We start from the raw sequence: 25,052 nt of genomic DNA, 5'->3' as shown, positions 1-25,052 counted from the left end.
CACCAACCCCCGGCCCCTCGGCACCCCGCACAAAAACCCCGTTAGGCTGACCCCCGTGAAGGTCCTCGTCATCGGTAGCGGCGCCCGCGAACACGCCCTGTGCCGCTCCCTGTCCCTCGACCCCGACGTCACCGCGTTGCACTGCGCCCCCGGCAACGCCGGCATCGCCGAGGTCGCCGAGCTGCACCAGGTCGACGCCCTCGACGGCGCGGCCGTGACCGCGCTGGCGGAGAAGCTCGGCGCCGGCCTGGTGGTCGTGGGCCCGGAGGCGCCCCTCGTCGCCGGGGTCGCCGACGCCGTGCGCGTGGCGGGCATCCCGGTGTTCGGCCCCTCCGGGGAGGCCGCGCAGCTGGAGGGCTCCAAGGCCTTCGCGAAGGACGTGATGGCCGCGGCCGGCGTCCCGACGGCCCGCTCCTACGTCTGCACGACCCCCGAAGAGGTCGACGAGGCCCTCGACGCCTTCGGCGCCCCCTACGTGGTCAAGGACGACGGTCTCGCCGCCGGCAAGGGCGTCGTCGTGACCGCCGACCTGGAGGCGGCCAGGGCACACGCCAACTCCTGTGAGCGCGTCGTCATCGAGGAGTTCCTCGACGGCCCCGAGGTCTCCCTCTTCGCCATCACCGACGGCGAGACGGTGCTCCCGCTCCAGCCCGCCCAGGACTTCAAGCGGGCGCTCGACGGGGACGCGGGCCCCAATACCGGCGGCATGGGCGCGTACTCCCCGCTCCCGTGGGCCGACCCGAAGCTGGTCGAGGAAGTCCTGGAGACGGTGCTGCGGCCGACCGTCGACGAGATGCGCCGGCGCGGTACGCCGTTCTCCGGACTGCTCTACGCCGGGCTCGCGATCACTTCGCGGGGCGTGCGGGTCATCGAGTTCAACGCCCGCTTCGGCGACCCGGAGACCCAGGTCGTCCTGGCCCGGCTGAAGACCCCGCTGGCCGGTGTCCTGCTGGCCGCCGCCAAGGGTGACCTCGCCGATCTGGAGCGCCTGCGCTGGAGCGACGACGCGGCGGTCACCGTGGTCGTCGCCTCGCACAACTACCCCGGCACCCCGCGCACCGGCGACCCGATCACCGGCCTCGACGAGGTGGCCGCCGAGGACGCCCCGCACGCCTACGTCCTGCACGCCGGCACCAAGCGTGACGGCGACGCGGTCGTCAGCGCCGGCGGCCGCGTCCTGTCCGTCACGGCGACCGGCAAGGACCTCTCCGAGGCCCGCGACCGCGCGTACCAGGCGGTCGCCCGGATCAAGCTCGACGGCTCCCAGCACCGCACGGACATCGCGGCGAAGGCGGCGGGCGCCTGACGACGGCGTACACGACGGGCGCCTGACGACGGCGTCCACGATGGGCGCCTGGCCACGGCGCACGCCGCTGCGGCTCGCGCCGCTCGCGCTCCGGCCGCCCCTGCGAAACAACGCTCCCGATAAACCCGGCAGGCCCCGAGTCCGTCTCAGGATTCGGGGCCTGATCCTTGCCCGACTGGACTTCGGTCAGGATCAGGGGCCTGATCCTCGCAGTCCGTCATCCACCTCTCCCCAAAGCCATTCCATCGAGTGACCGATGCCCCATCCGGCTGACGTGGGTCGAAGCCCCAACTATGGTGCGGCGCAAGCGTTCCGGCACTTGGCCCACCGGCATTGCGATGTCAGTGGTGGGTGCCACAGTGGGGGAGTGAGCAAAGCCAGGACAGTACGGACAGCCAGGGCAGTGGGGAGGGGGTGAGGTCCGGCCGTGACCGGTCTGGGTGTGGAGGCGGGTGCGCAGGCAGCGCGTGCCCGGGCCCTCGTGGTGCTGCGCATCCGCAGCCGTGCGCTGGCCGTGGCCCTGTTGCCCGCGGCGGTTGCCGTGGTGCTGCTCGCCGGCGTCTCCACCGGCCATTTCGTCGGCCCCGGCTGGCACGCGGCCCGCTGGGTCGTCGTCCCGATCGCCGTCCTCGTCCTGCTCGCCGCGGCCGGCATCGCCCTGGTCGTCGCCCGCGCCCGCCCCGCCGTCAGCCCGACGGTCGCCATCGCGGAGGAGCAGGCCCCGGATCTGTACCGCCTGGTGCGTGACCTCGCCGACCGCCTCGACGTCCCCGCCCCGTCCGCGATAGCGCTCACCCCGGACTGCGACAGCTGGCTGGAGGACCGCACCCACCGCGCCCACGGCCCGCCACCGGCCGAGGGCGACGACGGGCTCAACGGCCTGCGCGGCGGCAGCGTGCCCGCCACCCATCGCCGTACGCCCGCCGCCCCCGTCCTGGTCATCGGCTCCCCGTTCCTGTGGTGGATGCGGGTGGGCGAACTGCGCGCGGTTCTCGCCCCGGTGGTCGCCGGTACGGGACCCTCGGCGCACCCGGACATAGCCCAGGCCCGGCGCTTCGTCCGGGGCCTGGACGCCGCCGTGGCCGTCGCTTCGACCCGTGGCCGCTGCCCGGGATCGCGTGCGGTCTGCGCGGGCGTCGGGTGGGTCGCGCGGCTGCTGTTGCGCAGCTGCCGGGACCACGCCGCCGAGATGGAGCGGGGTGTGGCGGCGGCGGCCGCCGAGCGTGCACAGGCTGTGGATTACGGACTGCGGATCGTCGCCCAGGAACAGGTCGGGCTGGCGTACGCGGGCTGGGACCGGTTGCTGACTCGGGTCGCGTTGCCCGCCTGGCGCATGGGCCGCTGGCCCTCCCGGCTGGACGCGGGCGTCGTGGCCGCGCTCACCGAACTGTCCCGCCGGGACCGACTGGCCGAGGGATTCGCGTCCCGGCTCGGCGAGCGCCCCGCGTGCGACCTGCTCGAAGAGCCCGGCGCGGTCGACGAGGCCGCCTCACTCCTCGCCGCCCGCCTCTTCCACGGCGGCCCGGCCGAGCGCGGCCCGGACTGGTCGCCGGTGGACTGGCAGGAGTACCCGGAGGAGGTCGTCGACCGGAAGTGGCGTACCGACGCGGCCCGTCTGCACCGCGTCCTCGACGCCCTGGGCGTCCGCCGCACCACCGACGACACCTCCCCGGAGACCGACGGCCCCACCCTGGCCCGCGTCCTGGACCACCTGTCGAGCCCGCCGACCGAGCCGACCGACCCGACCGACACAGCACCCCACCCTTCCGACGGCCTCCCCTCAAGCCGCAGCGACGCCCACGGCGAAGCCGCCGCCGGCCCGAGCGCCGCCTCGCCGAGGCTCCCCGACGACGATTCAGCCGCGGGCACAGGCACAGGCACGGGCACCCCCCGCCCCCCCAAACCCCCCTACGCCGCAATGGCCGAGGACCACCCCACCGACGACCCCGAAACGGAGCGAAGCTCCGCGCTCGCCGTCGGCCTGACCGCCGAACTGGCCCGCGAAGAGGCCGCGGCCCCCGCGGAGCGGACGGTGTCCCCCGACCTCGGCAGCACGCTGCTGGACATCGGGGCGCTCCCGCTCTTCCCGCTCCAACCGCCCTGCACTTCCCGCGAGTTGCTCACCGACCATGTGACGGCGATGGTCTGCTGCGCCGCGATGGACACCGCGGGCGCGGCCCCCGGCCTGGACTGGCTGGACGGCCCCACGCTGCTCATCAACGGCGAACGAGCCGCCGACCTCACGCCCCGAGTGCTCAGCCTCATCGAGGAGGGCGACCCGGCACCTCTGCGTGCCTGGCTGGTCGAGTCCGGGATACGCCCGGAGAAGCCGGTGCGCCTCGTCTGACCCTCTGCGCATCCGGAGGCCCTGGTTCCACTTTCGGCCAATTCGCAACGAATAGTGACAGGATGCGTGCGTAATGTGATGTGCTGGGACCGATAGCGCTAGTGGCAAGGGCTTACGTCATACGACAGCCATACGAAAGCCCACGCCACCCACCGCACGCCAGGCATCACATCGCACGCCACGCATCACACCGCACGCCACGCATCACACCGCACTGCACACAACGCAGACCACCACGACACTCGCCGCACCACCACGGGGGAACGAGGGAGGGGTATGGCCATGGGGTCGGAGCAGATCCGCCGCTGGGAGTCGGGGGCACTCGCGCATGCCGTGACGGACCCCTTCGGTCAGGGCCCGGTCCCCTGGCTGCGCGGCAACGTCACCTACTTCGACGACACCGGCCAGGTCGTCCCCTGGTACGTCGACGGCCAGGCCCACCCCCCGACGTCGGACACCCCCAGGGTGCCCGCCCCCCGGAGCGCCGGCCCGCGCTCCGCCGACGACGTCCGGCGTCAGATCAAGGGCTTCATCTCGACCGGCGCGGTCGCTCCCGGCGAGGCGGTGGACTTCCACATCACCGTCGACCCGCCCCAGGAGTTCAGCGTCGACATCTACCGGATCGGCCACTACGGCGGCGACGGCGCGGCCAAGATCACCACCAGCCCCCGGCTGTCCGGCATCGTCCAGCCCCCGCCGCTCACCGCGGACCGCACGGTCTCCTGCCATCACTGGTGGCTGTCCTGGCGTCTACAGATCCCGTCGTTCTGGAGCATCGGCGCGTATGTCGCCGTCCTCACCACCGTCGACGGCTACCGCTCCCACATCCCCTTCACCGTCCGCGACAACCATCCCGCGGACCTGCTGCTGCTCCTGCCCGACGTGACCTGGCAGGCCTACAACCTCTACCCCGAGGACGGCCGCACCGGCGCCAGCCTCTACCACGCCTGGGACGAGGACGGCCGTCTGCTCGGCGAGGCCGACGCCGCCACGACGGTCTCCTTCGACCGCCCGTACGCGGGCGCCGGCCTGCCCCTGCACGTCGGCCACGCCTACGACTTCATCCGCTGGGCCGAGCGCTACGGCTACGACATCGCCTACGCCGACGCCCGTGACCTGCACGGCGGCCATGTCGACCCCACCCGTTACCGCGGTCTGGTCTTCCCCGGCCACGACGAGTACTGGTCGTCGAACATGCGCCGTACCGTCGAGCTCGCCCGCGAGAACGGCACCTCCCTGGTCTTCCTCTCCGCCAACTCCATGTACTGGCAGGTGGAGTTGGGCCCCTCCCCGTCCGGTGTCCCCGACCGCCTGCTCACCTGCCGCAAGCGCAAGGGCCCCGGCCGCCCGGTCCTCTGGCGCGAGATCGACCGGCCCGAGCAGGAGCTGATCGGCATCCAGTACGCGGGCCAGGTCCCCGAGCCGCACCCCCTGATCGTCCGTAATGCCGACCACTGGCTGTGGGAGGCGACCGGCGCCCACGAGGGCGACGAGATCGAGGGCATGGTCGCCGGCGAGGCCGACCGTTACTTCCCGCGCGCCCCGCTGCCCGATCACGAGGAGCGCATCCTGCTCGCGCACTCCCCGTACACCGACAAGGAGGGCGCCCTCCGCCACCAGGAGACGTCCCTGTACCGCTCGCCCTCCGGCGCCCTGGTCTTCGCGTCCGGCACCTTCGCCTGGTCCCCGGCGCTGGACCGCCCGGGCCATGTCGACACCCGAGTCCAGCGTGCCACCGCGAACCTCCTGGACCGCATCTGCAAGCGGGACTGAGCCGACCCGGCACCCCCGTCGCCAGGCACCACGCACACCCCCGGTCCAAGGTCACCGGGCCATACGGGACAATCGACCCGTTGGACAGAACCACGGGGAGGAACCGTGTCCGGATTCGTAGAAAAGCCCGAGCCGATCCAGGTTCCGGGCTTGGTGCATCTGCACACCGGCAAGGTGCGCGAGCTGTACCAGAACGAGGCGGGCGACCTCGTGATGGTCGCCAGTGACCGCTTGTCCGCCTATGACTGGGTGCTGCCGACCGAGATCCCCGACAAGGGCCGCGTCCTCACCCAGCTCTCGCTGTGGTGGTTCGACCAGCTCGCCGACCTGGTCCCGAACCACGTCATCAGCACCGACCTGCCCGAGGGCGCCCCCGCCGACTGGGCCGGCCGCACCATGGTCTGCAAGTCGCTCCAGATGGTCCCGGTCGAGTGCGTGGCCCGCGGCTACCTCACCGGCTCCGGCCTGGTCGAGTACGACGACTCCCGTACCGTCTGCGGCCTCGCCCTCCCGGAGGGCCTCGTCGACGGCAGTGAACTGCCCGCCCCGATCTTCACCCCGGCCACCAAGGCCGAGGTCGGCGAGCACGACGAGAACGTCTCCTACGAGGAGGTCGCCCGCCAGGTCGGCGCCGACACCGCCGCCCAACTGCGCCAGGCCACCCTCGCCGTCTACTCCCGCGGCCGGGACATCGCCCGCGACCGGGGCATCATCCTCGCGGACACCAAGTTCGAGTTCGGCTTCGACGGCGAGCGTCTCGTCATCGCCGACGAGGTGCTCACCCCGGACTCCTCCCGCTTCTGGCCGGCCGACCAGTGGGAGCCGGGCCAGGCGCAGCCGTCGTACGACAAGCAGTTCGTCCGTGACTGGCTGACCTCGCCGGCCTCCGGCTGGGACCGCAAGAGCGAGCAGCCCCCGCCGCCGCTGCCGCAGGAGGTCGTGGACGCGACCCGCGCGAAGTACGTGGAGGCGTACGAACGCCTGACGGGCACGAGCTGGGTGTAACGCGAAAGGCCCCCGGAGAACCGGGGGCCTTTCGAAAGTGAGCGAACGACGAGGTTCGAACTCGCGACCTCAACCTTGGCAAGGTTGCGCTCTACCAACTGAGCTACGTTCGCATGCGCCGTGGCGCGAGAACCACTATACCCAACCTCGCTCCCGGGCGAGCCGTACCGCCGCGTGCCGGTTCTCCGCCCCGAGCTTCGAGACGGCCGAGGACAGATAGTTCCGCACCGTCCCCTGGGACAGCGCGGCCCGCTCGGCGATCTCCGCGACGGGCGCCCCGTCGGCGGCGAGTTCCAGCACCTCCGCCTCCCGCGCGGTCAGCGGTGAGTCCCCGGCGGCGATGGCGTCGGCGGCCAACTCGGGGTCGACGTAACGGTTTCCTGCGTGCACGGTACGGATGATCTCCGCGAGCCGCTGAGCGCTGACGGTCTTCGGGACGAACCCGCGCACACCCGCCGCAAGCGCTCGCTTCAGATGTCCGGGCCGTCCGTGACTGGTCACGATCAGCACCCGGCAGCCGGGCAGTTCGGCGCGCAGGGATGTGGCGACCTTCACACCGTCCGCCCCGGGCATCTGGAGATCGAGTACGGCGACATCGGGCTCGTGGGCACGGGCCATGGCCAGCGCCTCGGGCCCGGTGGCCGCCTCGGCGACGATCACGAGGTCGTCCTCCAGGGAGAGCAGCGTGGCGAGCGCACCCCGGATCAGATGCTCGTCGTCGGCGAGCAGCAGCCGCACCGGCCCAGTCATACGGTGACCTCCCGCACAGCCGCCCCCGCCAACGGCACCTCCGCCACCAGCCGGAACACCCCCTCGCCGACCCGACCGGCCACCAGCGTGCCGTCCACCGCGGCGAGCCGCTCCCGCAGCCCGGCGAGCCCGGAGCCGCCGCCCCCGTCGGAGGCTTCGGCGACCCCGTCGTTCTCCACCGTCAGCACCACACGTCCCCCGCTCACCCCTACTCCCACCGAGCACCGCCCGGCATTGCCGTGCCGCAGCACATTGGTGGTCGCCTCCCGGACCACCCAGGCCAGCGCCGACTGCACCTCGACGGGCAGCCCGGCCGCCCGGCCGGTCACCTCGCACTCGATGCCGGCGGCGGTCAACACCCCCTGTGCACCGGTGAGTTCGACCCGTAGGTCGGCCTCCCGGTAGCCCCGTACGACATCCCGCACCTCGCGCTGCGACTCATGCGCGATCCGCTGCACCTCGATCATCTGGTCGACGGCCTCGGGCCGCTCGCGCCGGGCGAGCTGGACGGAGAGCTCGCTCTTCAGGGCGATGACGGCCAGGTTCCGCCCGATCACGTCGTGCAGATCCCGCCCGAACCGCAGCCGTTCCTCGGCGACGGCGAGCCGGGCCCGGGTCTCGCGGGCCTCGTCGAGTTCGTAGACGGCGTTGAGGAGCCAGACCGAGAACCCGGAGGTGAGGGCCAGCAGCCCGCAGGCGAAGAGCACCGCGACACTCGCGCCCAGCGCCGCCGGGACCGGGGAGCCGAGGGTGAGGGCCACGAGTCCGGTGGCCGCCGCGGTCCCCACGACGATCGCGGACACCCGCCGCCTGCTGCCGACGCCGAGCGCGAGGGTGCCGACCGTGAAGGCCAGCGTGCCGCCGAGGACCGTGCCCACGCCGGTGTCGATGTCCTCGCCGGCCGGGCCGTACCGCGCGATGAGGGTCGAGGCGACGACGACCACCAGCGCGACGCAGCCGAGCCCCCACATCGCCCGCAGCGGCTGCGCCCGGCGGCCGCGCGTCCAGTCCAGCGCCCGTGACGCGGTGAAGGCGCAGGCCACGGCGTGCGCGCCCACCATCAGCAGCAGCCAGCGCGCGATCCCGGGATGCGACAGCGTCTTGTCGACGGCCGGCAGACCGAGCGTGGCGATCTCGATCACCGCGAAGAAGTGGAACGACCACCGTGTGTACGTCTCCACCTTCGCGGGCGTGCTCTTCCCCCGCCACCACCTGTCCGGACCGCGCATCTGCCCCGCTCCCCCTACGTTCTCGTCGTCTCCTACGTCAGCGGCGCGGTTCCCAGCGGAACCACCGCCGTACAGCAAACACGCCCACAGCGGTCCAGGCCAGCGCGACGGCCACGGCACCCAGCGCCTCGGACGCCGACAGTTCCCCGGTCCAGCCGCCGCGCACGAGTGTGATCACCGGCGTGAGCGGCAGCAGTTCGCAGACCGACGCCACCCGGTCGGGCAGCACCTCCAGCGGGACGGCCATCCCGGAGCCGAGCATCGAGACGAACAGCACCGGCAGCGGCGTGACCTGGGCGCTCTCGGTGGTGCGGGTCAACGCCGAGGTGACCGCGGCGAGCGCGGCGCACAGCACGAGACCCAGGAGCAGCGCCAGTACGGCGAGATGGGCCGCGCGGGGCGCGGGGACGTCGAGCACGACCGTGCAGCCGACCGCCAGGAGCAGGCACTGGGCGAGCCCCGTGGCCAGCGACGGCAGGGCGGACCCGGCGAGGATCTCGTTGTCCCGCAGTTCACCGGTGCGCAGCCGCTTGAGGACGAGTTCCTCGCGCCGGGCGGTGAAGACGCCGACCAGCGCCGAGTACACCGCGAAGAGCAGCGAGAACCCGATGGCGGCGGGCAGGACGACGGTGCCGGGGGTGAGGCCGGACTTCTCCAGTTCCATGTCCTTGGTCGCGGACCACACGCTGAACGGCAGGACCAGCGGCACGAACATGGCGGCGACGAGGGTTCCCCTGCTGCGTCCGAGCAGGGTCAGCTCGGCGCGGGCCAGCGCCGACATCCGGCCCGCCGGGGTGGTGACCGTACCGGTGCTCATGCCACGTGCTCCTTCATCTCGGACGCGGACGCCTCCCGCGCGATTCCCAGGAACGCCTCCTCCAGCGACGCCGACCGCACATCCAGCCGCCGCAGCTCCACCCCGGCCTGTTCGGCCCACACCAGCAGCCGGGTGGCCGCCCGCTGGAGCTGATGGGTGCGCAGCCGTACGACCCGTCCGTCGACCTCGTGCCCGGCCACGCCCAGCTCGCCGAGCGGCGGCAGGTCCCCGAGGAAGTAGCCGTCGGGCAGTTCGAAGGCGATCCGCGAGGGCTGGGCCGCGGTCACGTCGGCGGGCGTCCCGGCGGCCGCGATCCGTCCCTCGTGCAGGATCGCGAGCCGGTCGGCGAGACCCTCGGCCTCCTCCAGGTAGTGCGTGGTCAGCAGCACGGTCGTACCGGTGTCGCGCAGCGCCCGCACCAACTCCCAGGTGTCCCGGCGCCCTTCGGCGTCAAGACCGGTCGTGGGCTCGTCCAGGAACAGCACCTCGGGGTCGCCGAGCAGCGCGAGCGCCAGGTCCAGCCGCCGCCGCTCACCCCCGGACAGCTGTTTCACCCGGACTCCGGCCTTTCCCGCCAGCCCGACCCGCTCCAGCACCTCCAGTGGGGGCCGCGCCCCGCTGACGCACCCGGCCCACATCCGCGCGGTCTCGGCGACGGTCAGCTCGGACGGAAACCCGCCCTCCTGCAACATCACCCCGGTCCGGGGCCGTACTACGGCCCGTTCGACGTGGGGGTCGTGCCCGAGCACCCGCACCTGCCCGCCGGCCGGCGGCGCGAGCCCCTCCAGCAGCTCGACCGTCGACGTCTTGCCGGCGCCGTTGGTGCCGAGCAATGCGAAGACCTCCCCGCGGTCCACGGAGAAGGAGATGCCGCGCACCGCCTCGAACCCGCCCCCGTACACACGCCGCAGGTCGGTGACCTCAATCACGTGTTCGTGTTCGTTGATGTTCATGACACCAGCGTCCCGGCGGTACCGGTCCGGCAGCAGTGCGCGGTGTCACCGCTCCGCATGACAAATGTCAGTCGGCGGGGATACGGGGATACCGGGATACGACGGGAGGGGACATGAAAAGACCCCCGGTCCATCAGGACCGGGGGTCTCATTCCCGAGCGGACGACGAGGCTCGAACTCGCGACCTCAACCTTGGCAAGGTTGCGCTCTACCAACTGAGCTACGTCCGCATTGCCCCCGACCGGCTCTCACCGATCGGTGCGAGCACCAGCCTACCTGATCCACATCAGTGCTCAGGACGGCGGTGCGGAGCGGGTGACAGGAATTGCACACTGCGCCTTCCCCCTGGAAGGGGGATGTTCTGCTACTGAACTACACCCGCATGCTCGGCGAGCTGGGATTTCTCGGCCCCGCCCGGCGGCGTGCTCCAGACATTAGCTGATCAGCGGGGGGGTAGCGCAAGTCGGTTGTCGCACCGGCCCAAGTCGTCCGTCCCCAGGGCCCGCTGACGGACCCTGAGGACAAGGACCCGAGAGGGGCCCGCGGGCCGCGTCACTGCGCCGAGGCGAACGCCTCGTAGACCTTCTTGGGGATACGGCCGCGGGCCGGCACCTCCATCTTGTTGGCCTGCGCCCAGGCGCGGACGGCGGCCGGGTCCGGGGCGACCTCCGTCTGCTTGTACGCCTTGCCCGACTTGGACCGCTTGCGGCCGGCGTCCACGTAGGGCGCGAGCGCCTTACGCAGTTTCTTGGCATTGGCTTCATTCAGGTCGATCTCGTACGACTTGCCGTCGAGTCCGAAGGCGATCGTTTCCGCCGCTTCCGAGCCGTCGATGTCGTCAAAGAGAGTGACCACGACCTTCTGCGCCACGAATATCGGTCCCTTCGTACGGCACGTGAACAATTCATTTGTACAGTGCCGGGCAATGTATTGTGAAGCTCGACTAAATCCTCCCGCGTGTCCCAGCGCAATAGGTATCAGGTGTCGATCCGGGATCTTTTCCGGAACTTTTCGTCGACACCCCCTCTTCCTCCGTCCCGTGACAGCGGTCACGTAGATTCCTACAAGTCGACGCGCGTAGAAATTTTGTGCAGGTAGTCTGAAACCACTGTAGGAACCTGCTCAGCACCACACCACCGGGAGTGCACGTGGCACGCGTCGTAGTCGACGTCATGCTCAAGCCGGAGATCCTCGACCCCCAGGGCCAGGCGGTGCAGCGCGCACTGCCGCGGCTGGGATTCGAAGGCATCTCCGACGTCCGTCAGGGAAAGCGTTTCGAACTGGAAGTTGAGGGACCGGTCGACGAGGCCGCGCTCGCCCGCATCCACGATCTTGCGGAATCCTTCCTCGCCAACACTGTGATCGAGGACTTCACGGTTCGTGTGGATGAAGTCGCGGAGGCCGCGAAGTGACCGCTCGTATTGGCGTCGTCACTTTCCCGGGGAGTCTCGACGACCGTGACACCCAGCGGGCGATCCGGCTCGCGGGTGCCGAACCGGTCGCGCTGTGGCACAAGGACAAGAACCTCCATCAGGTCGACGCCGTGGTGCTGCCGGGCGGTTTCTCCTATGGCGACTATCTGCGGGCCGGAGCCATCTCCCGCTTCTCGCCGGTGATGGAGACCGTCATCGAGCAGGCGAAGGCCGGCCTTCCGGTCCTCGGTATCTGCAACGGATTCCAGGTCCTCACCGAGGCCCACCTGCTCCCGGGCGGGATGCTCGGCAACGACCACCTGCACTTCATCTGCCGCGACCAGAAGCTGCGGGTGGAGAACGCGGAGACGGCCTGGACCGCCGACTACGAGTCCGGCCAGGAAATCCACATCCCGCTGAAGAACATGGACGGCCGCTACGTCGCCGACCGGTACACGCTGGACAAGCTGGAGGCCGAGGGCCGGGTGGCGTTCCGCTACCTGGACTTCAACCCCAACGGCTCGCTGAACGACATCGCCGGCATCACCAACGAGGCCGGCAACGTCGTGGGCCTGATGCCGCACCCCGAGCACGCCGTGGAGCCGCTCGTCGGCACCGGCCGCACCGACGGCCTCCCCTTCTTCACCTCGATCCTCAAGAAGCTGGTCAACGCATGAGCCGGACGCCTCTGGACACGGTCGAGCACGCGGCCGCGACCCCCGACGTCGAGCTGCCCTGGGCCGAACTCGGCCTGAAGAAGGACGAGTACGAGAGGGTCGTGGAGATCCTCGGCCGTCGGCCCACCGGTGCCGAACTCGCCATGTACTCGGTCATGTGGTCCGAGCACTGCTCGTACAAGTCGTCCAAGGTCCACCTGCGCCAGTTCGGCGAGAAGGCACCCCAGTCGGACGCCCTGCTGGTCGGCATCGGTGAGAACGCCGGTGTGGTGGACGTCGGCCAGGGCTACGCCGTGACCTTCAAGGTCGAGTCGCACAACCACCCGTCGTACGTGGAGCCCTACCAGGGCGCCGCGACCGGCGTCGGCGGCATCGTGCGCGACATCATCGCGATGGGCGCGCGGCCGGTGGCCGTCGTCGACCCGCTGCGCTTCGGTGCCGCCGACCACCCCGACACCAAGCGAGTGCTCCCCGGTGTCGTCGCGGGCATCGGCGGCTACGGCAACTGCCTGGGCCTGCCCAACATCGGCGGCGAGGTCGTCTTCGACTCCTGCTACCAGGGCAACCCGCTGGTCAACGCCGGTGCCATCGGCGTGATGCGACACGAGGACATCCACCTCGCGAAGGCGTCCGGCGCGGGCAACAAGGTCATCCTGTACGGGGCCCGCACGGGCGGCGACGGCATCGGCGGCGCGTCGATCCTCGCGTCCGAGACCTTCGACGACGCCAAGCCGTCGAAGCGCCCGGCCGTCCAGGTCGGCGACCCCTTCCAGGAGAAGCTGCTCATCGAGTGCACTCTGGAGGCGTTCAGGGAGAAGCTGGTCGTCGGTATCCAGGACCTGGGCGCGGCAGGCCTTTCGTGCGCGACCTCGGAGCTGGCGTCCAACGGCTCGGGCGGCATGCGCGTCACGCTCGACGACGTTCCGCTGCGCGACTCCACGCTCTCTCCCGAGGAAATCCTCATGAGCGAGTCGCAGGAACGCATGTGCGCGGTCGTCGAGCCGGAGAAGGTCGACCGGTTCCTGGAGATCTGCGAGAAGTGGGACGTCATCGCCACCGTCATCGGTGAGGTCACCGACGGCGACCGCCTGGAGATCTACTGGCACGGCGGCAAGATCGTCGACGTCGACCCGCGCACGGTGGCGCACGAGGGCCCGGTCTACGAGCGCCCGTACGCCCGCCCGTCCTGGCAGGACGGGCTCCAGGCCGACGACGCGAACAAGCTGCCCAGGCCCACGACTTCGGCCGAGCTGAAGGACCAGGTCATCAAGCTGGTCGGCTCCCCGAACCAGGCCTCCAAGAAGTGGATCACCTCGCAGTACGACCACTTCGTGCAGGGCAACACCGTCCTCGCCCAGCCCGAGGACTCCGGCATGATCCGCATCGACGAGAAGACCGGCCTCGGCGTCGCCATCGCGACCGACGGCAACGGCCGGTACGCCAAGCTGGACCCGTACGCGGGCGCCCAGTTGGCCCTCGCCGAGGCCTACCGGAACGTGGCCACGACCGGCGCCAAGCCGCTCGCCGTCTCCGACTGCCTGAACTTCGGCTCGCCCGAGGACCCGGCGGTCATGTGGCAGTTCGCGGAGGCCGTGCGTGGACTCGCCGATGCCTGCCAGCAGTTGGGCACCCCGGTGACCGGCGGCAATGTCTCCCTCTACAACCAGACCGGCGAGGTGGCCATCCACCCGACCCCGGTGGTGGCCGTGCTCGGCGTGATCGACGATGTCGCGCGCCGCACGCCGGTCGCCTTCCAGGAGGAGGGCCAGCTGCTGTACCTCCTCGGCGACACCCGTGAGGAGTTCAGCGGTTCGGCCTGGTCGCAGGTGGTCCACGACCACCTCGGCGGGCTGCCCCCGCAGGTCGACCTGGAGCGTGAGCGGCTGCTCGCCGAGATCCTGATCTCCGCCTCCCGCGACGGCATGATCGACTCCGCGCACGACCTGTCCGACGGCGGTCTGATCCAGGCGGTCGTGGAGTCGGCGCTGCTCGGCGGCAAGGGCGCGCGGCTGGTCGTCCCGGACGGTCTGGACGCGTTCACCTTCCTGTTCTCCGAGTCGGCCGGCCGCGCCGTCGTGGCCATCCCGCGCTCGGAGGAGGTCCGCTTCAACGACATGTGCGGTGCGCGGGGCCTCCCGGTCACCCGCGTCGGTGTCGTGGACGGCGACTCGGTGGAGCTCCAGGGCGAGTTCACGCTCTCCCTGGAGGAGTTGCGCGAGACGCACGAGGCGACGATCCCGGCGCTGCTCGCGTAAGCAGTCGTACGGCGTTCAAGCCCCCGTCCGGTCCGCCGGGCGGGGGCTTTCGCATGCGCTCACCCGGCATCGCTTGCACGTAATTACGTAGTTCCGTAATATCGACGGCGTGGAACTCGAAGAACGGGTCGCCGACCTCGAACGCCGACTGGCGGCTCTGGAAGGCGCACAGCACACCGCACCCCGACTGGGCGAAGGCGACTTCTGGGCCCTGGACGGCCTGAAGGAGCGGCTCGCCGGTCTGGGCGCGGCCGACGGAGGTGTCCTGTTCACCGGTGCCGTACGGCTTCCGTCGGGGGAGCAGTACGTCTGGCAGCAGGGCACGACGACGGAAGAGCTGCTGGACGCCGAGTGGACCGAGGCCGCGGAACCCTTCGCGGCGCTCGGACATCCCGTCCGGCTGCGGCTGCTGCGCGAGATCCTCGGCGGCCGGCGCACCGCGGCCGAGCTCGCCGAGCTGGACGAGGTCGGCACGACCGGCCAGATCTACCACCACCTGCGCCAACTGACCGGCGCGGGCTGGCTCCACACCGCGGGACGGGGCCGCTACGAGGTGCCGCCGGGGCGGGTCGTACCGCTGCTGGTGGTGCTCTCGACGGCCCGTCCGTGACAGCGACCGAATTGGGGGAACGATGTCCGGGCGCAAGCTCGTCAAGATGGTCTACCGCCTGCTGCAACTGACCTTCGTCGGCCTGGTGATCGCCGACCTCGCACTGGACCTGGGCCACCCCTGGTGGTGGAACTTCCTGCCGCTGGTGCTGTCCTACGTGATCCTCGTCGCGGCCCACCGCTGGGGCGGCGCCCCGGACAGCCCCCGCGCGGCGCGGGAACCGGTCGAGGTCGAACCGCCCGTCACCGGACGCTGGTCCGCGCTGAACAGCCCGGCCGACCGCACACCCAGTCACGGCACACACGCCTACGGCCAGACCTACGCCATCGACGTGGTCGCCGAGCCCGAGGAGGGCGCCCGCCCCGGCTTCAGCCGGCTGTGGCCCGTCGCCCGCCGCACCACCGACTTCCCCGCCTTCGGCGCCCCGCTGCTCGCGGTGGCCGACGCCACCGTCGTACGGGCCGTCGACGACCAGCGCGACCACCTCAGCCGCACCTCGCTGCTCGGGCTGCTGTACCTGATGATCGTGGAGGCGTCCGTACGCGACCTGTCCGGCGTCAAGCGGGTCGTCGGCAACCACGTCGTCCTCGACCTGGGCGACGGCACCTTCGCGCTCTACGCCCACCTGCGCAACGGCTCACTCACCGTCCGCGAGGGCGACCGGGTCACCGCCGGCCACCACCTCGCCGACTGCGGCAACTCGGGCAACTCCACCGAGCCCCACCTCCACTTCCAGCTGATGGACACCCCCGACCCGGACACCGCCCGCGGCATCCCCTTCACCTGGCGCGGCCTCGGCGTCCCCCGCAACCACCAGATGTTCGAGGCACCCATGGCGCAGGTGCGGCCGGCGTAGCGGCGGACATGCTCCGACGCCGGCACGTCGGCCCGCATAGGCTGCCGTGCATGCCCCCGGCCAAAAAGCGCGCGCGCAGCTACGACCCCGTCAAGACCCGCACCGCCGTGCTCACGCAGTTCGGGCACGTACGGCAGGCCGTCAGCGGTCTCACCGGTGAGGAACTGGCCCTGCCCACCCGCCTGGGGAGCTGGACCGTACGGGATCTGGCCGCGCACGTGGTCCTGGTCGTGGGGGCCGCGAGCCGTGCCCTCGACCGGGACGAGCCGGCCAGGGCGGAGCTCGGCCTCCTGGAGTGGCCCTCCGCGATCGCCGCCCGAGCCGGCGACATCGACGAGGCGACCCGGGAGCTGGCCGGGGCCGAACCCGACCTCGCCGCCCTCTACGCCCGCACCGACGAACGCCTCGCCCGGGACCTGGCCGACACCCCCGGCGACCGCGTCCTCGCCGTCCGCGCCGGCGTGATGACCCTGGCCGACTTCCTCATCACCCGCACCGTCGAACTCGTCGTCCACGCCGACGACCTGAACGCCGCTGTCCCGGGCCTCGACATCCCCTACGACCGCCAGGCCCTCGCCGCCTGCACCCGGCTCCTCGCCGACACGCTCGCCGTGAAGGCGCCCGGCGGTTCGACCGAGGTGCGGATCCCGCCGTACGCCGTCGTGCAGTGCGTCGAAGGACCCCGGCACACCCGGGGCACCCCGCCCAACGTCGTCGAGACCGACCCGCTGACCTGGATCAGGCTGGCGACGGGACGGCTGGCGTGGCGGGACGCCGTCGCGCAGGCCGCGGTGAGCGCGAGCGGGGAGCGGGCGGACCTGGGCGGACTGCTGCCGGTCATGGCCTGAGGAGCACCTCCTCGGGTGACAAGCGGAACCGAGCGGAACCGGTCCCGTGTCCCTCCCGTCCCACCGGCATGGACACACTCGGCATGGACACAAAGCGACTGACCGCCCTCGCCGCGCTCACCCTCCTCCCGCTCGCCGCCGCGTGCGGCAGTGAGGACGCGGGCAGCGAATCGGTCGGTGCCGGGGCCAAGGCCTCCGTCACCGGCGTCCACTGGGCCGTCGACGGCGTCACCGTCGACGGCAAGAAGAGCGACGCCCCGAGCGGCGCCTGGCTGAAGATCGCCGACGGTGGCGAGGTCAAGGGCAACCTGGGCTGCAACCACTTCGGCGCCGACGCCGCCTTCGCCGACTCCCAGGTCACGTTCGGCCAGATGCAGGCCACCGAGATGGCCTGCGAGGGCGTCCCCGTGGACTTCGAGCAGACCCTCGCCGACACGCTCGCCGACGGCGACCTCACCACCGAGGTCGACGGCGACAAGCTGACCCTCACCACCGGCGGCGGCGACCGGATCGCTCTCAGCAAGCAGGAGGCGGCCCCGCTCAAGGGCACGAAGTGGGCCGTCACCAGCCCCGAGACCGACGGCAAGGCCCACCTCACCATCGACCCGAAGACCGGTCAGGTCAGCGGAAGCCTGGGCTGCAACAAGGTGAGGGCCGACGCAACGGTCCGCGACGGCAGTATCACGCTCGGCACCGCGTCCACCACGCGAATGATGTGCGACGCCTCACTCATGAAGACGGAGAAGACCCTCCTGGGGCTCTTCGACGGAACGGTCGACTACCGGATCGATCACCGCACCCTCACTCTGACCAGCGAAAACGGTGAGCAGGTGAACGCGGCCGCCGCCGAGTGATCGTTTGCGGCCGCGCTGATCAGGCGATTCCCCAATTCGGACCAGTGGTCGATCTCGCCTACACTCGGTGCCGTGCCACGTGGTGACGGTCGACTCAATCACGATCTGCTCCCCGGCGAGAAAGGCCCCCAGGACGCGTGTGGCGTCTTCGGTGTCTGGGCTCCGGGCGAAGAGGTCGCAAAGCTCACGTACTTCGGGCTCTACGCCCTCCAGCATCGGGGCCAGGAATCCGCGGGAATCGCGGTCAGCAACGGCTCCCAGATCCTCGTCTTCAAGGACATGGGCCTGGTCTCGCAGGTCTTCGACGAGACATCGCTCGGTTCGCTCCAGGGTCACATCGCGGTGGGTCACGCCCGGTACTCGACCACCGGCGCCTCCGTCTGGGAGAACGCCCAGCCGACGTTCCGCGCCACCGGGCACGGCTCGATCGCGCTCGGCCACAACGGCAACCTGGTCAACACGGCGCAGCTCGCCGAGATGGTCGCCGACCTGCCCAAGCAGGAGGGCGGCCGCACCCCGCGCGTCGCGGCCACCAACGACACCGACCTGCTGACCGCGCTGCTCGCGGCCCAGGTCGACGAGGACGGCAAGCCGCTGACCATCGAGGAGGCCGCCCACACGGTCCTTCCGCAGGTCAAGGGCGCCTTCAGCCTCGTCTTCATGGACGAGAACACCCTCTACGCGGCCCGTGACCCGCAGGGCATCCGCCCGCTGGTCCTCGGCCGCCTGGAGCGCGGCTGGGTCGTCGCCTCCGAGTCCGCCGCCCTCGACATCTGCGGCGCCAGCTATGTCCGTGAGGTCGAGCCGGGCGAGTTCGTCGCCATCGACGAGAACGGTCTGCGCACCTCGCGATTCGCGGAAGCGAAGCCCAAGGGCTGTGTCTTCGAATACGTGTACCTGGCCCGCCCGGACACCGACATCGCCGGCCGGAACGTGTACCTCTCCCGCGTGGAGATGGGCCGCAAGCTCGCGAAGGAAGCCCCGGTCGACGCCGACCTGGTCATAGCGACCCCGGAATCCGGCACCCCGGCCGCGATCGGCTACGCGGAGGCCAGCGGCATCCCGTTCGGTGCGGGTCTGGTGAAGAACGCGTACGTCGGACGTACGTTCATCCAGCCCTCGCAGACCATCCGCCAGCTCGGTATCCGGCTGAAGCTGAACCCGCTGAAGGAAGTCATCAAGGGCAAGCGCCTGGTCGTCGTCGACGACTCGATCGTGCGCGGCAACACCCAGCGGGCCCTGGTGCGGATGCTCCGCGAGGCCGGCGCGGCCGAGGTCCACATCCGGATCTCCTCGCCGCCGGTGAAGTGGCCCTGTTTCTTCGGCATCGACTTCGCGACCCGCGCCGAGCTCATCGCCAACGGCATGACGATCGAGGAGATCGGCACCTCGCTGGGCGCCGACTCGCTGTCGTACATCTCCATCGACGGCATGATCGAGGCGACCACCATCGCCAAGCCGAACCTCTGCCGCGCCTGCTTCGACGGCGAGTACCCGATGGACCTCCCGGACCCCGAGCTGCTCGGCAAGCAGCTGCTGGAGACGGAGCTGGCCGCCGGCCCGGCCGCCACGGCCGCCGCCGACGCGATCCGCCGCCCGTAAGCGCAGCCCCGTGCTGTGCCTTTTCAAAGAACGCCTGCCGTACGACACGAAGGTTCTCTACTGCCATGTCTGAGACAACTGGTGCCAGCTACGCAGCAGCGGGCGTCGACATCGAGGCGGGCGACCGCGCGGTCGAGCTGATGAAGGAGTGGGTGAAGAAGACCCAGCGCCCCGAGGTCCTCGGCGGCCTCGGCGGTTTCGCCGGCCTCTTCGACGCCTCCGCCCTCAAGCGCTACGAGCGCCCGCTGCTCGCCTCCGCCACGGACGGCGTGGGCACCAAGGTCGACATCGCGCGCCAGATGGGCGTCTACGACTCCATCGGCCACGACCTGGTCGCCATGGTCATGGACGACATCGTGGTGTGCGGCGCCGAGCCGCTGTTCATGACCGACTACATCTGCGTCGGCAAGGTCCACCCCGAGCGGGTCGCCGCCATCGTCAAGGGCATCGCCGAGGGCTGTGTGCTCGCCGGCTGCGCCCTCGTCGGCGGCGAGACGGCCGAGCACCCGGGTCTGCTGGGCGAGGACGACTTCGATGTCGCCGGCGCCGGTACGGGCGTCGTGGAGGCCGACCGGCTGCTGGGCCCCGATCGCATCCGTACGGGTGACGCGGTGATCGCCATGGCGGCGTCCGGCCTTCACTCGAACGGGTACTCGCTGGTCCGTCACGTCCTGCTGAACCAGGCCGGCCTGGCCCTGGACGCGCGGATCGAGGAGTTCGGCCGCACCCTCGGCGAGGAGCTGCTGGAGCCCACGAAGATCTACTCGCTGGACTGCCTGGCGCTGACCCGGACCACGGACGTACACGCCTTCTCGCACATCACCGGCGGCGGTCTCGCGGCCAACCTGGCCCGGGTGATCCCGGACGGCCTGCACGCGATCGTCGACCGCTCCACCTGGACCCCGGCCCCCGTGTTCGACCTCGTCGGCAGGACGGGTCAGGTCGAGGGCCTGGAACTGGAGAAGACCCTGAACATGGGCGTGGGCATGATCGCGATCGTCCCCGAGGAGTCCGCCGAGGCGGCCCTGGCGACGCTGGCCGACCGAGGCGTGGACGCCTGGGTGGCCGGCGAGATCACGGAGCGGGACGACCACGACAGCGGCGCCGCGCTGGTCGGCAGCTACGCGAAGTAGGGCAGCCGCCCGACAGGCAGCACGAAACCCGGTCCAGTGCTGGAGGCCCGGACCGGGTGAAGTGCAGTTGTGACGGGAACTGCGAAGGGCGCTACGTCAAGCGCCGCGACGCTGCGACGTCGGACCGGACTCGTCGTCCTCTTCGTCCTCGTCGTCGTTATATAGATCCGCGTACTGCGCGTACGGGTCGTCGTCGTCTTCGTCATCCTCGAACGGCTCGCCGTTCGGCGGCTGGCTCGAAGTCGAAGCGCCCAGCTCGTTGGCCAGACGCGACAGGTCAGTCCCGCCGCTGTTGTACTTCAGCTGGCGGGCGACCTTCGTCTGCTTGGCCTTGGCCCGGCCGCGCCCCATGGCTCGACCCCCTCGGTGACGGGGCTCGACGGCCCCAGAGTCTCGACACGCGTTCATGATCCGGAACGGACTCTCCATGGAGAGGCCGGTCCGTAGGGCTTCCACGGTACCTGAGCCCGCGCCCATACGGTACGTCGCCCGCAGCACGCGCGTGTGCACAGGACCTTCGAGGCGCCCTGTCCTCGCTGGTCAACCGCGATTTTAACCACTTATTGGCGGTCGACCCGCCGGTAGAAGTGAGAGTTCTCTCCAACTACCCACCGGCGGGTACCGCACGAACTCCCCGAGAGGGGTCCGAGCAGGCGGATCACAGCGCTCCGCGTGCCTCCGCCATCCGCTGCTCGGCGATCCGGTCGGCCGCGGCGGCCGGCGGAATCCCATCCGTCTTCGCACGTGCGAATATGGCCAGCGTGGTGTCGTAGATCTTCGCGGCCTTCGCCTTGCACCGGTCGAAGTCGAAGCCGTGCAGTTCGTCGGCCACCTGGATGACACCGCCGGCGTTCACCACGTAGTCGGGCGCGTAGAGGATCCCGCGGTCGGCGATGTCCTTCTCGACGCCCGGGTGGGCGAGCTGGTTGTTGGCGGCACCGCAGACGACCTTGGCGGTGAGCGCCGGCACGGTGTCGTCGTTCAGCGCCCCGCCCAGCGCGCAGGGGGCGTAGATGTCGAGGCCCTCGGCGCGGATCAGCGTCGCGGTGTCGGCGACCGCCGTCACGCCCTCCGGGTGCGCGGCGAGGATCCGGCCGACGGCCTCCTCGCGCACGTCCGTGATGACGACCTCGGCGCCCTCGGCGCGCAGGTGCTCCACCAGGTGGTGGCCGACCTTGCCGACGCCCGCGACCCCGACCTTGCGGCCGCGCAGCGACGGGTCGCCCCACAGGTGCTGGGCGCAGGCCCGCATGCCCTGGTAGACGCCGAAGGCGGTGAGCACGGACGAGTCGCCGGCTCCGCCGTTCTCGGGGGAGCGGCCGGTCGTCCAGCGGCATTCGCGGGCCACGACGTCCATGTCGGCGACGTAGGTGCCGACGTCGCAGGCGGTGACGTACCGGCCGCCGAGCGAGGCCACGAACCGGCCGTAGGCCAGCAGCAGCTCCTCGGACTTGATCATCTCCGGGTCGCCGATGATCACGGCCTTGCCGCCGCCGTGGTCGAGACCGGCCATGGCGTTCTTGTACGACATCCCGCGCGCGAGGTTCAGCGCGTCGGCGACGGCCTCTTCCTCGGTCGCGTAGGGGTAGAAGCGCGTACCGCCGAGGGCGGGGCCCAGGGCGGTGGAATGCAGGGCGATGACGGCCTTGAGGCCGCTGGCGCGGTCCTGGCAGAGCACGACTTGCTCATGACCTCCCTGATCCGAGTGGAACAGGGTGTGCAGGACGCCGTGTGTTACGTCGGTCACTGTGGTGACTCCTGAGTACGGTGCGGCGGTTGGAGCGGAGCTCCCGTGCGGGTGGCGGGGGCTGTGAGCATGAGATTAGACCCGTCGGCGCCTGTCCAACCCGCAGAGCTCAGGATCACCTACTCCCGGAGTACACCCGTGCGACGATTTGCATAGATTTCCCGCACGTTTGTCAGCGGGTTTCGCAGGTTTCCCTGGCAGACGGCGGGGGAGGGAGCAGGCGTGCCCAAGGTGTCCTCGGTGATCGTCCCGTACGCGACCTATCTGCGGGTGTACGAACCGCTTGCGGCCTTCCCGGAACCAGAGCGCGGCCACTGGGCCCGCTACGCCCGCAACCCCGACCGGCCGTCGTACCAGGACGAACTGCGCCGTTCCCTGGCGGACTTGCTGCCCACCCCGCCCATCGCCGTGCCGGTGCACGAGAGCGGCGACGCCTTCGTGCTGGAGATCGACGGCGTGCTGTGCGTGTGCCCGTGGCGCACCCGGCTGCGCGGCTGGCAGGCGCTGGACGAGCTCGGCGACGAGCTGCCGGGGCCGGTGCTGGACGCGGTGCTCCCGGAGGTCGTACGGCGCCAGGCGGCCCAGGACTACGAGCGCTGGCTGGCCCGCAACCCGGACGCCCGGCCGTGGATCCGCACCTCGACCTGGCAGGTGCCGCTGCACTGGTTCGTGCTGGTGTCGGACGAGGAGCGGCGCTTCGACAAGGGCTCCGGCGAGATCCCGCCGATGCTGCGCTACCGGACGCCGATGGTGCAGGCGCGGCGGCGTGTGGCGCGGGCGCTGCGGACGCTGAAGGACACCGTCGACGAAGGGCCCCTCATCGACGGCCTGGTGGACGTGGGGCGCTGGCTGGAGGAGTTCCACCCGCGCTCGCTGGTCGAGTTGGACTACGGCGGTCTGGTGCACGCCCTGCCGGCCGGCGAGCTGGAGGACGACCACTCGGCGGCGGACGTGGCCGACGGCATCGAGGCGCTGCGGCAGGGCGACGGCGCGGGCGCCGGGGAGGCCTACGGGCGGCTCGTGGAGCGGTGGCGGTCGGTGCGGGACCGGCGCTCGGCGAACTGATGTCCCGGTGTGATGCACAGCACTGTGTGATGTAACGAACTGGCGTTTGACGAGACGCCCGTTTTGGGGTTTCGTGCTCGTTCTGAGGTTCTTGATGCCTCGTCAACAAGGGACGTAGGGCCCGATCCGGGCGTATGCATCAAGGAAGCCTCAACACGCGTAAGCGTGATGGACCGCACGTACGCGGCCCTTGCGTCCCTAACCCCCCCTCGTGCCAAAATAGGACAAGGAGTCCGGGGAGGACTCCATCTCGACATTGCACACTTTGGGGGGTCTTGAGACTCCTGCACGCCACTGTGACTGATCGTCACAGTGGCGTGACTGTCCGCTATGGCATGGTCCATCGGCTTCCGTCGCTGATGAACACCTGGAGGGGCAATTCCATCGGTTTGGCCGACGCGGCTGGACAGATGGTGTAGTTGTAGTGCCGAGGACAAGCCGTTCGTCCTATAACCGACTCGACTCGCGTCCGCCATTTCGGGCAACGCGGGTCAAGGTGCAGAATTTAGAGGAAAGAACCGAGAAGGTTCGGTTCTCCCGAGGAGGCCGCTCATGACCGCTCGCACCCCTGATGCCGAGCCGCTGCTGACCCCGGCTGAGGTCGCCACGATGTTCCGCGTCGACCCCAAGACGGTCACGCGGTGGGCGAAGGCCGGGAAGCTTACTTCCATCCGTACGCTCGGCGGACACCGCCGCTACCGCGAGGCTGAGGTCCGCGCTCTGCTCGCGGGTATCCCGCAGCAGCGCAGCGAGGCCTGAACAGCTGCATAACCGGGCAAACCGGCGGTTCCCCCAACTCGCCGCGGCGTCCGGACCCTAGCTCCAAGCGACGCGGGTTCTGCCCCAACAGAGCCCACGCCCAAGCCGTCAGAGCACTTCAGGCACGCAACAAGGGTGCGTCGTAGATCGCGCTGGACTCCGCCGGGTCCAGCGCGATCTTTTTTGTGCGTGGACTGTGCGCCGGCCGGCACTCCTGTGAGTGGGCTTGTCGAAGTCTGGGGAGGGCTGTCGGATGTCCTGTGGACTCACTCTGTGTGGTCGCCGAGAGTGAGGCCGGCCGGGGGGCGCGTGAGGCACGGGTGAGGCCCGGAAGCTGGTGCAATTGCACATATTAAATTGACCTGTTGTAGGCGGGGTGTAAGTCCTACCCAACCGGAAACTTATGCGGTGACACCCGTCACATGCCTCACTCCTTGTTGCCTCCGGTCCAAGTGCGCTAAAGAGCGGGCGCAGGGTTCAGCCGCCCATGATCGGGCGGGAGTTGACGCGGAGACACGGCCCCGGATCACGCGGTGGACGGTGCCTCGTCCTCGATGAGCTCGTCCTCCACGGCCTCCTCCGGAACCGGCTCGTAGATGTGTGTGCCGGGATCCATCGCCAGACGCAGCAACTGATGGCAGATCGGGCAATGGCGGGTGAGATGCCGGTAGCCGGATGCCGCCGACAGATGGGCGCGGAGCAGCGCCCGCGTCTCGTGCCTCGCCGATGCCGCCATACGCCACCTCCAGGGGCCACGCGGGGAAGGGCCCTGATTTCTGGGTACCGAGCGAATGTGACTCCGTCAAGGCGGCGTGGAGGCCCGGGTGCCCGCCGTGGAGGCGTACGCCGGATCCCCGCCCTCGCGAACCCCGGCCCCGGGCAACGAGCGAGGCCCGCCTCCCTCTCGGGAAGCGGGCCTCGCTTCTACTGCGGTCCTGACGGGATTTGAACCCGCGGCCTCCACCTTGACAGGGTGGCGAGCACTCCAAACTGCTCCACAGGACCAGATTTCGCGGCGCCATTCGTGCGTTGCGCTGCGAGAAGAGACTGTACA

23 protein-coding genes and 4 tRNA genes are annotated in these 25,052 nt (G+C 70.4%); 15 read left to right on the top strand and 12 right to left on the bottom strand.

Annotated features, from left to right (window positions below; translation table 11 throughout):
• Positions 1-55: 55 nt before the first annotated feature.
• The 4 genes from purD to ACIQWG_RS39185 all read left to right on the top strand — a co-directional run bounded on the left by purD (position 56) and on the right by ACIQWG_RS39185 (position 6,431).
• A complete protein-coding gene (gene purD, locus ACIQWG_RS39200; RefSeq protein ID WP_404105403.1) occupies positions 56-1,306 on the top strand; it encodes a phosphoribosylamine--glycine ligase in 1,251 nt (416 codons plus the stop codon).
• A 427-nt stretch (positions 1,307-1,733) separates the two neighbouring features.
• Positions 1,734-3,653 (top strand): hypothetical protein, encoded by a 1,920-nt coding sequence (locus ACIQWG_RS39195; RefSeq protein WP_404105401.1) that lies wholly within the window; start codon positions 1,734-1,736, stop codon positions 3,651-3,653.
• A gap of 282 nt (positions 3,654-3,935) precedes the next feature.
• Positions 3,936-5,426: a N,N-dimethylformamidase beta subunit family domain-containing protein gene (locus ACIQWG_RS39190; protein ID WP_404105398.1), complete on the top strand. Its 1,491-nt coding sequence runs from the start codon at positions 3,936-3,938 to the stop codon at positions 5,424-5,426.
• A gap of 105 nt (positions 5,427-5,531) precedes the next feature.
• Positions 5,532-6,431: a phosphoribosylaminoimidazolesuccinocarboxamide synthase gene (locus tag ACIQWG_RS39185; RefSeq protein ID WP_404105395.1), complete on the top strand. Its 900-nt coding sequence runs from the start codon at positions 5,532-5,534 to the stop codon at positions 6,429-6,431.
• A gap of 40 nt (positions 6,432-6,471) precedes the next feature.
• Here ACIQWG_RS39185 and ACIQWG_RS39180 read toward each other — a convergent pair.
• The 8 genes from ACIQWG_RS39180 to ACIQWG_RS39145 form a co-directional block, all read right to left on the bottom strand.
• Positions 6,472-6,544 (bottom strand) — tRNA-Gly (locus ACIQWG_RS39180).
• A gap of 22 nt (positions 6,545-6,566) precedes the next feature.
• Complete coding sequence (locus ACIQWG_RS39175) at positions 6,567-7,181, bottom strand: response regulator (RefSeq protein ID WP_404105393.1); 615 nt, start codon at positions 7,179-7,181, stop codon at positions 6,567-6,569.
• Positions 7,178-8,410 carry a sensor histidine kinase gene (locus tag ACIQWG_RS39170; RefSeq protein ID WP_404105390.1) on the bottom strand — a complete coding sequence of 411 codons (1,233 nt, stop codon included), beginning with the start codon at positions 8,408-8,410 and terminating at the stop codon, positions 7,178-7,180. Before ACIQWG_RS39170 ends, ACIQWG_RS39175 begins: the two co-directional genes overlap by 4 nt.
• A gap of 37 nt (positions 8,411-8,447) precedes the next feature.
• Positions 8,448-9,227, bottom strand: a complete 780-nt coding sequence (locus ACIQWG_RS39165; RefSeq protein WP_404105388.1) for an ABC transporter permease — start codon at positions 9,225-9,227, stop codon at positions 8,448-8,450.
• A complete protein-coding gene (locus tag ACIQWG_RS39160) occupies positions 9,224-10,180 on the bottom strand; it encodes an ABC transporter ATP-binding protein (RefSeq protein ID WP_404105385.1) in 957 nt (318 codons plus the stop codon). Before ACIQWG_RS39160 ends, ACIQWG_RS39165 begins: the two co-directional genes overlap by 4 nt.
• 157 nt (positions 10,181-10,337) lie before the next feature.
• Positions 10,338-10,410, bottom strand: a tRNA-Gly gene (locus ACIQWG_RS39155).
• Positions 10,411-10,490: 80 nt separating this feature from the next.
• Positions 10,491-10,562, bottom strand: a tRNA-Gly gene (locus tag ACIQWG_RS39150).
• A 170-nt stretch (positions 10,563-10,732) separates the two neighbouring features.
• The gene (locus ACIQWG_RS39145) at positions 10,733-11,050 is read right to left on the bottom strand and encodes an Lsr2 family protein (protein ID WP_148000186.1); all 318 of its coding nucleotides are present in this window, start codon (positions 11,048-11,050) and stop codon (positions 10,733-10,735) included.
• A gap of 278 nt (positions 11,051-11,328) precedes the next feature.
• On the opposite strand from ACIQWG_RS39145, the gene purS reads away from it, so the two are divergent.
• From purS to purM, 9 genes are all read left to right on the top strand, one after another.
• Positions 11,329-11,592, top strand: coding sequence for a phosphoribosylformylglycinamidine synthase subunit PurS (gene purS / locus ACIQWG_RS39140; protein WP_404105381.1), 264 nt, complete (start codon positions 11,329-11,331; stop codon positions 11,590-11,592).
• Positions 11,589-12,269: a phosphoribosylformylglycinamidine synthase subunit PurQ gene (gene purQ / locus ACIQWG_RS39135; RefSeq protein ID WP_404105378.1), complete on the top strand. Its 681-nt coding sequence runs from the start codon at positions 11,589-11,591 to the stop codon at positions 12,267-12,269. Before purS ends, purQ begins: the two co-directional genes overlap by 4 nt.
• Positions 12,266-14,524 (top strand): phosphoribosylformylglycinamidine synthase subunit PurL, encoded by a 2,259-nt coding sequence (gene purL / locus ACIQWG_RS39130; RefSeq protein ID WP_404105376.1) that lies wholly within the window; start codon positions 12,266-12,268, stop codon positions 14,522-14,524. The genes purQ and purL overlap by 4 nt, the downstream gene beginning before the upstream one ends.
• Before the next feature lie 109 nt (positions 14,525-14,633).
• On the top strand, positions 14,634-15,134 hold the full coding sequence (locus ACIQWG_RS39125) for an ArsR/SmtB family transcription factor (RefSeq protein WP_404105373.1): 501 nt from the start codon (positions 14,634-14,636) through the stop codon (positions 15,132-15,134).
• 22 nt (positions 15,135-15,156) lie between these two features.
• Positions 15,157-15,990: a M23 family metallopeptidase gene (locus ACIQWG_RS39120; RefSeq protein ID WP_404105371.1), complete on the top strand. Its 834-nt coding sequence runs from the start codon at positions 15,157-15,159 to the stop codon at positions 15,988-15,990.
• 50 nt (positions 15,991-16,040) lie between these two features.
• Complete coding sequence (locus ACIQWG_RS39115) at positions 16,041-16,838, top strand: sterol carrier family protein (RefSeq protein ID WP_404105369.1); 798 nt, start codon at positions 16,041-16,043, stop codon at positions 16,836-16,838.
• A gap of 83 nt (positions 16,839-16,921) precedes the next feature.
• Entirely contained in the window at positions 16,922-17,692 is a 771-nt protein-coding gene (locus ACIQWG_RS39110; protein WP_404105367.1) for an META domain-containing protein, read from the top strand.
• A gap of 72 nt (positions 17,693-17,764) precedes the next feature.
• A complete protein-coding gene (gene purF / locus ACIQWG_RS39105; protein ID WP_404105365.1) occupies positions 17,765-19,294 on the top strand; it encodes an amidophosphoribosyltransferase in 1,530 nt (509 codons plus the stop codon).
• A gap of 65 nt (positions 19,295-19,359) precedes the next feature.
• Complete coding sequence (gene purM, locus ACIQWG_RS39100) at positions 19,360-20,427, top strand: phosphoribosylformylglycinamidine cyclo-ligase (protein ID WP_404105363.1); 1,068 nt, start codon at positions 19,360-19,362, stop codon at positions 20,425-20,427.
• A gap of 96 nt (positions 20,428-20,523) precedes the next feature.
• Here purM and ACIQWG_RS39095 read toward each other — a convergent pair whose 3' ends face one another.
• Together ACIQWG_RS39095 and ACIQWG_RS39090 are read right to left on the bottom strand one after the other, a co-directional pair.
• A complete protein-coding gene (locus ACIQWG_RS39095) occupies positions 20,524-20,778 on the bottom strand; it encodes a DUF3073 domain-containing protein (protein ID WP_404105361.1) in 255 nt (84 codons plus the stop codon).
• Between the two features lie 307 nt (positions 20,779-21,085).
• On the bottom strand, positions 21,086-22,174 hold the full coding sequence (locus tag ACIQWG_RS39090) for a Leu/Phe/Val dehydrogenase (protein ID WP_404105358.1): 1,089 nt from the start codon (positions 22,172-22,174) through the stop codon (positions 21,086-21,088).
• 222 nt (positions 22,175-22,396) lie between these two features.
• Here ACIQWG_RS39090 and ACIQWG_RS39085 point away from each other — a divergent pair, with 222 nt between their 5' ends.
• Together ACIQWG_RS39085 and bldC are read left to right on the top strand one after the other, a co-directional pair.
• On the top strand, positions 22,397-23,239 hold the full coding sequence (locus ACIQWG_RS39085) for a hypothetical protein (RefSeq protein WP_404105355.1): 843 nt from the start codon (positions 22,397-22,399) through the stop codon (positions 23,237-23,239).
• Positions 23,240-23,791: 552 nt separating this feature from the next.
• Positions 23,792-23,998 carry a developmental transcriptional regulator BldC gene (gene bldC / locus ACIQWG_RS39080; RefSeq protein WP_003949541.1) on the top strand — a complete coding sequence of 69 codons (207 nt, stop codon included), beginning with the start codon at positions 23,792-23,794 and terminating at the stop codon, positions 23,996-23,998.
• Between the two features lie 526 nt (positions 23,999-24,524).
• Here bldC and ACIQWG_RS39075 read toward each other — a convergent pair.
• A complete protein-coding gene (locus ACIQWG_RS39075; protein WP_404105352.1) occupies positions 24,525-24,734 on the bottom strand; it encodes a DUF6274 family protein in 210 nt (69 codons plus the stop codon).
• Positions 24,735-24,928: 194 nt separating this feature from the next.
• A tRNA-Asp gene (locus ACIQWG_RS39070) sits at positions 24,929-25,003 on the bottom strand.
• Positions 25,004-25,052 lie beyond the last annotated feature (49 nt).

The sequence above is a fragment of the Streptomyces sp. NPDC098781 genome (assembly GCF_044759995.1).
In the GTDB taxonomy this organism is placed as follows: domain Bacteria; phylum Actinomycetota; class Actinomycetes; order Streptomycetales; family Streptomycetaceae; genus Streptomyces.
Note: the sequence above shows the minus strand (reverse complement) of the source record. Positions and strands in the feature narration are given on the sequence as shown.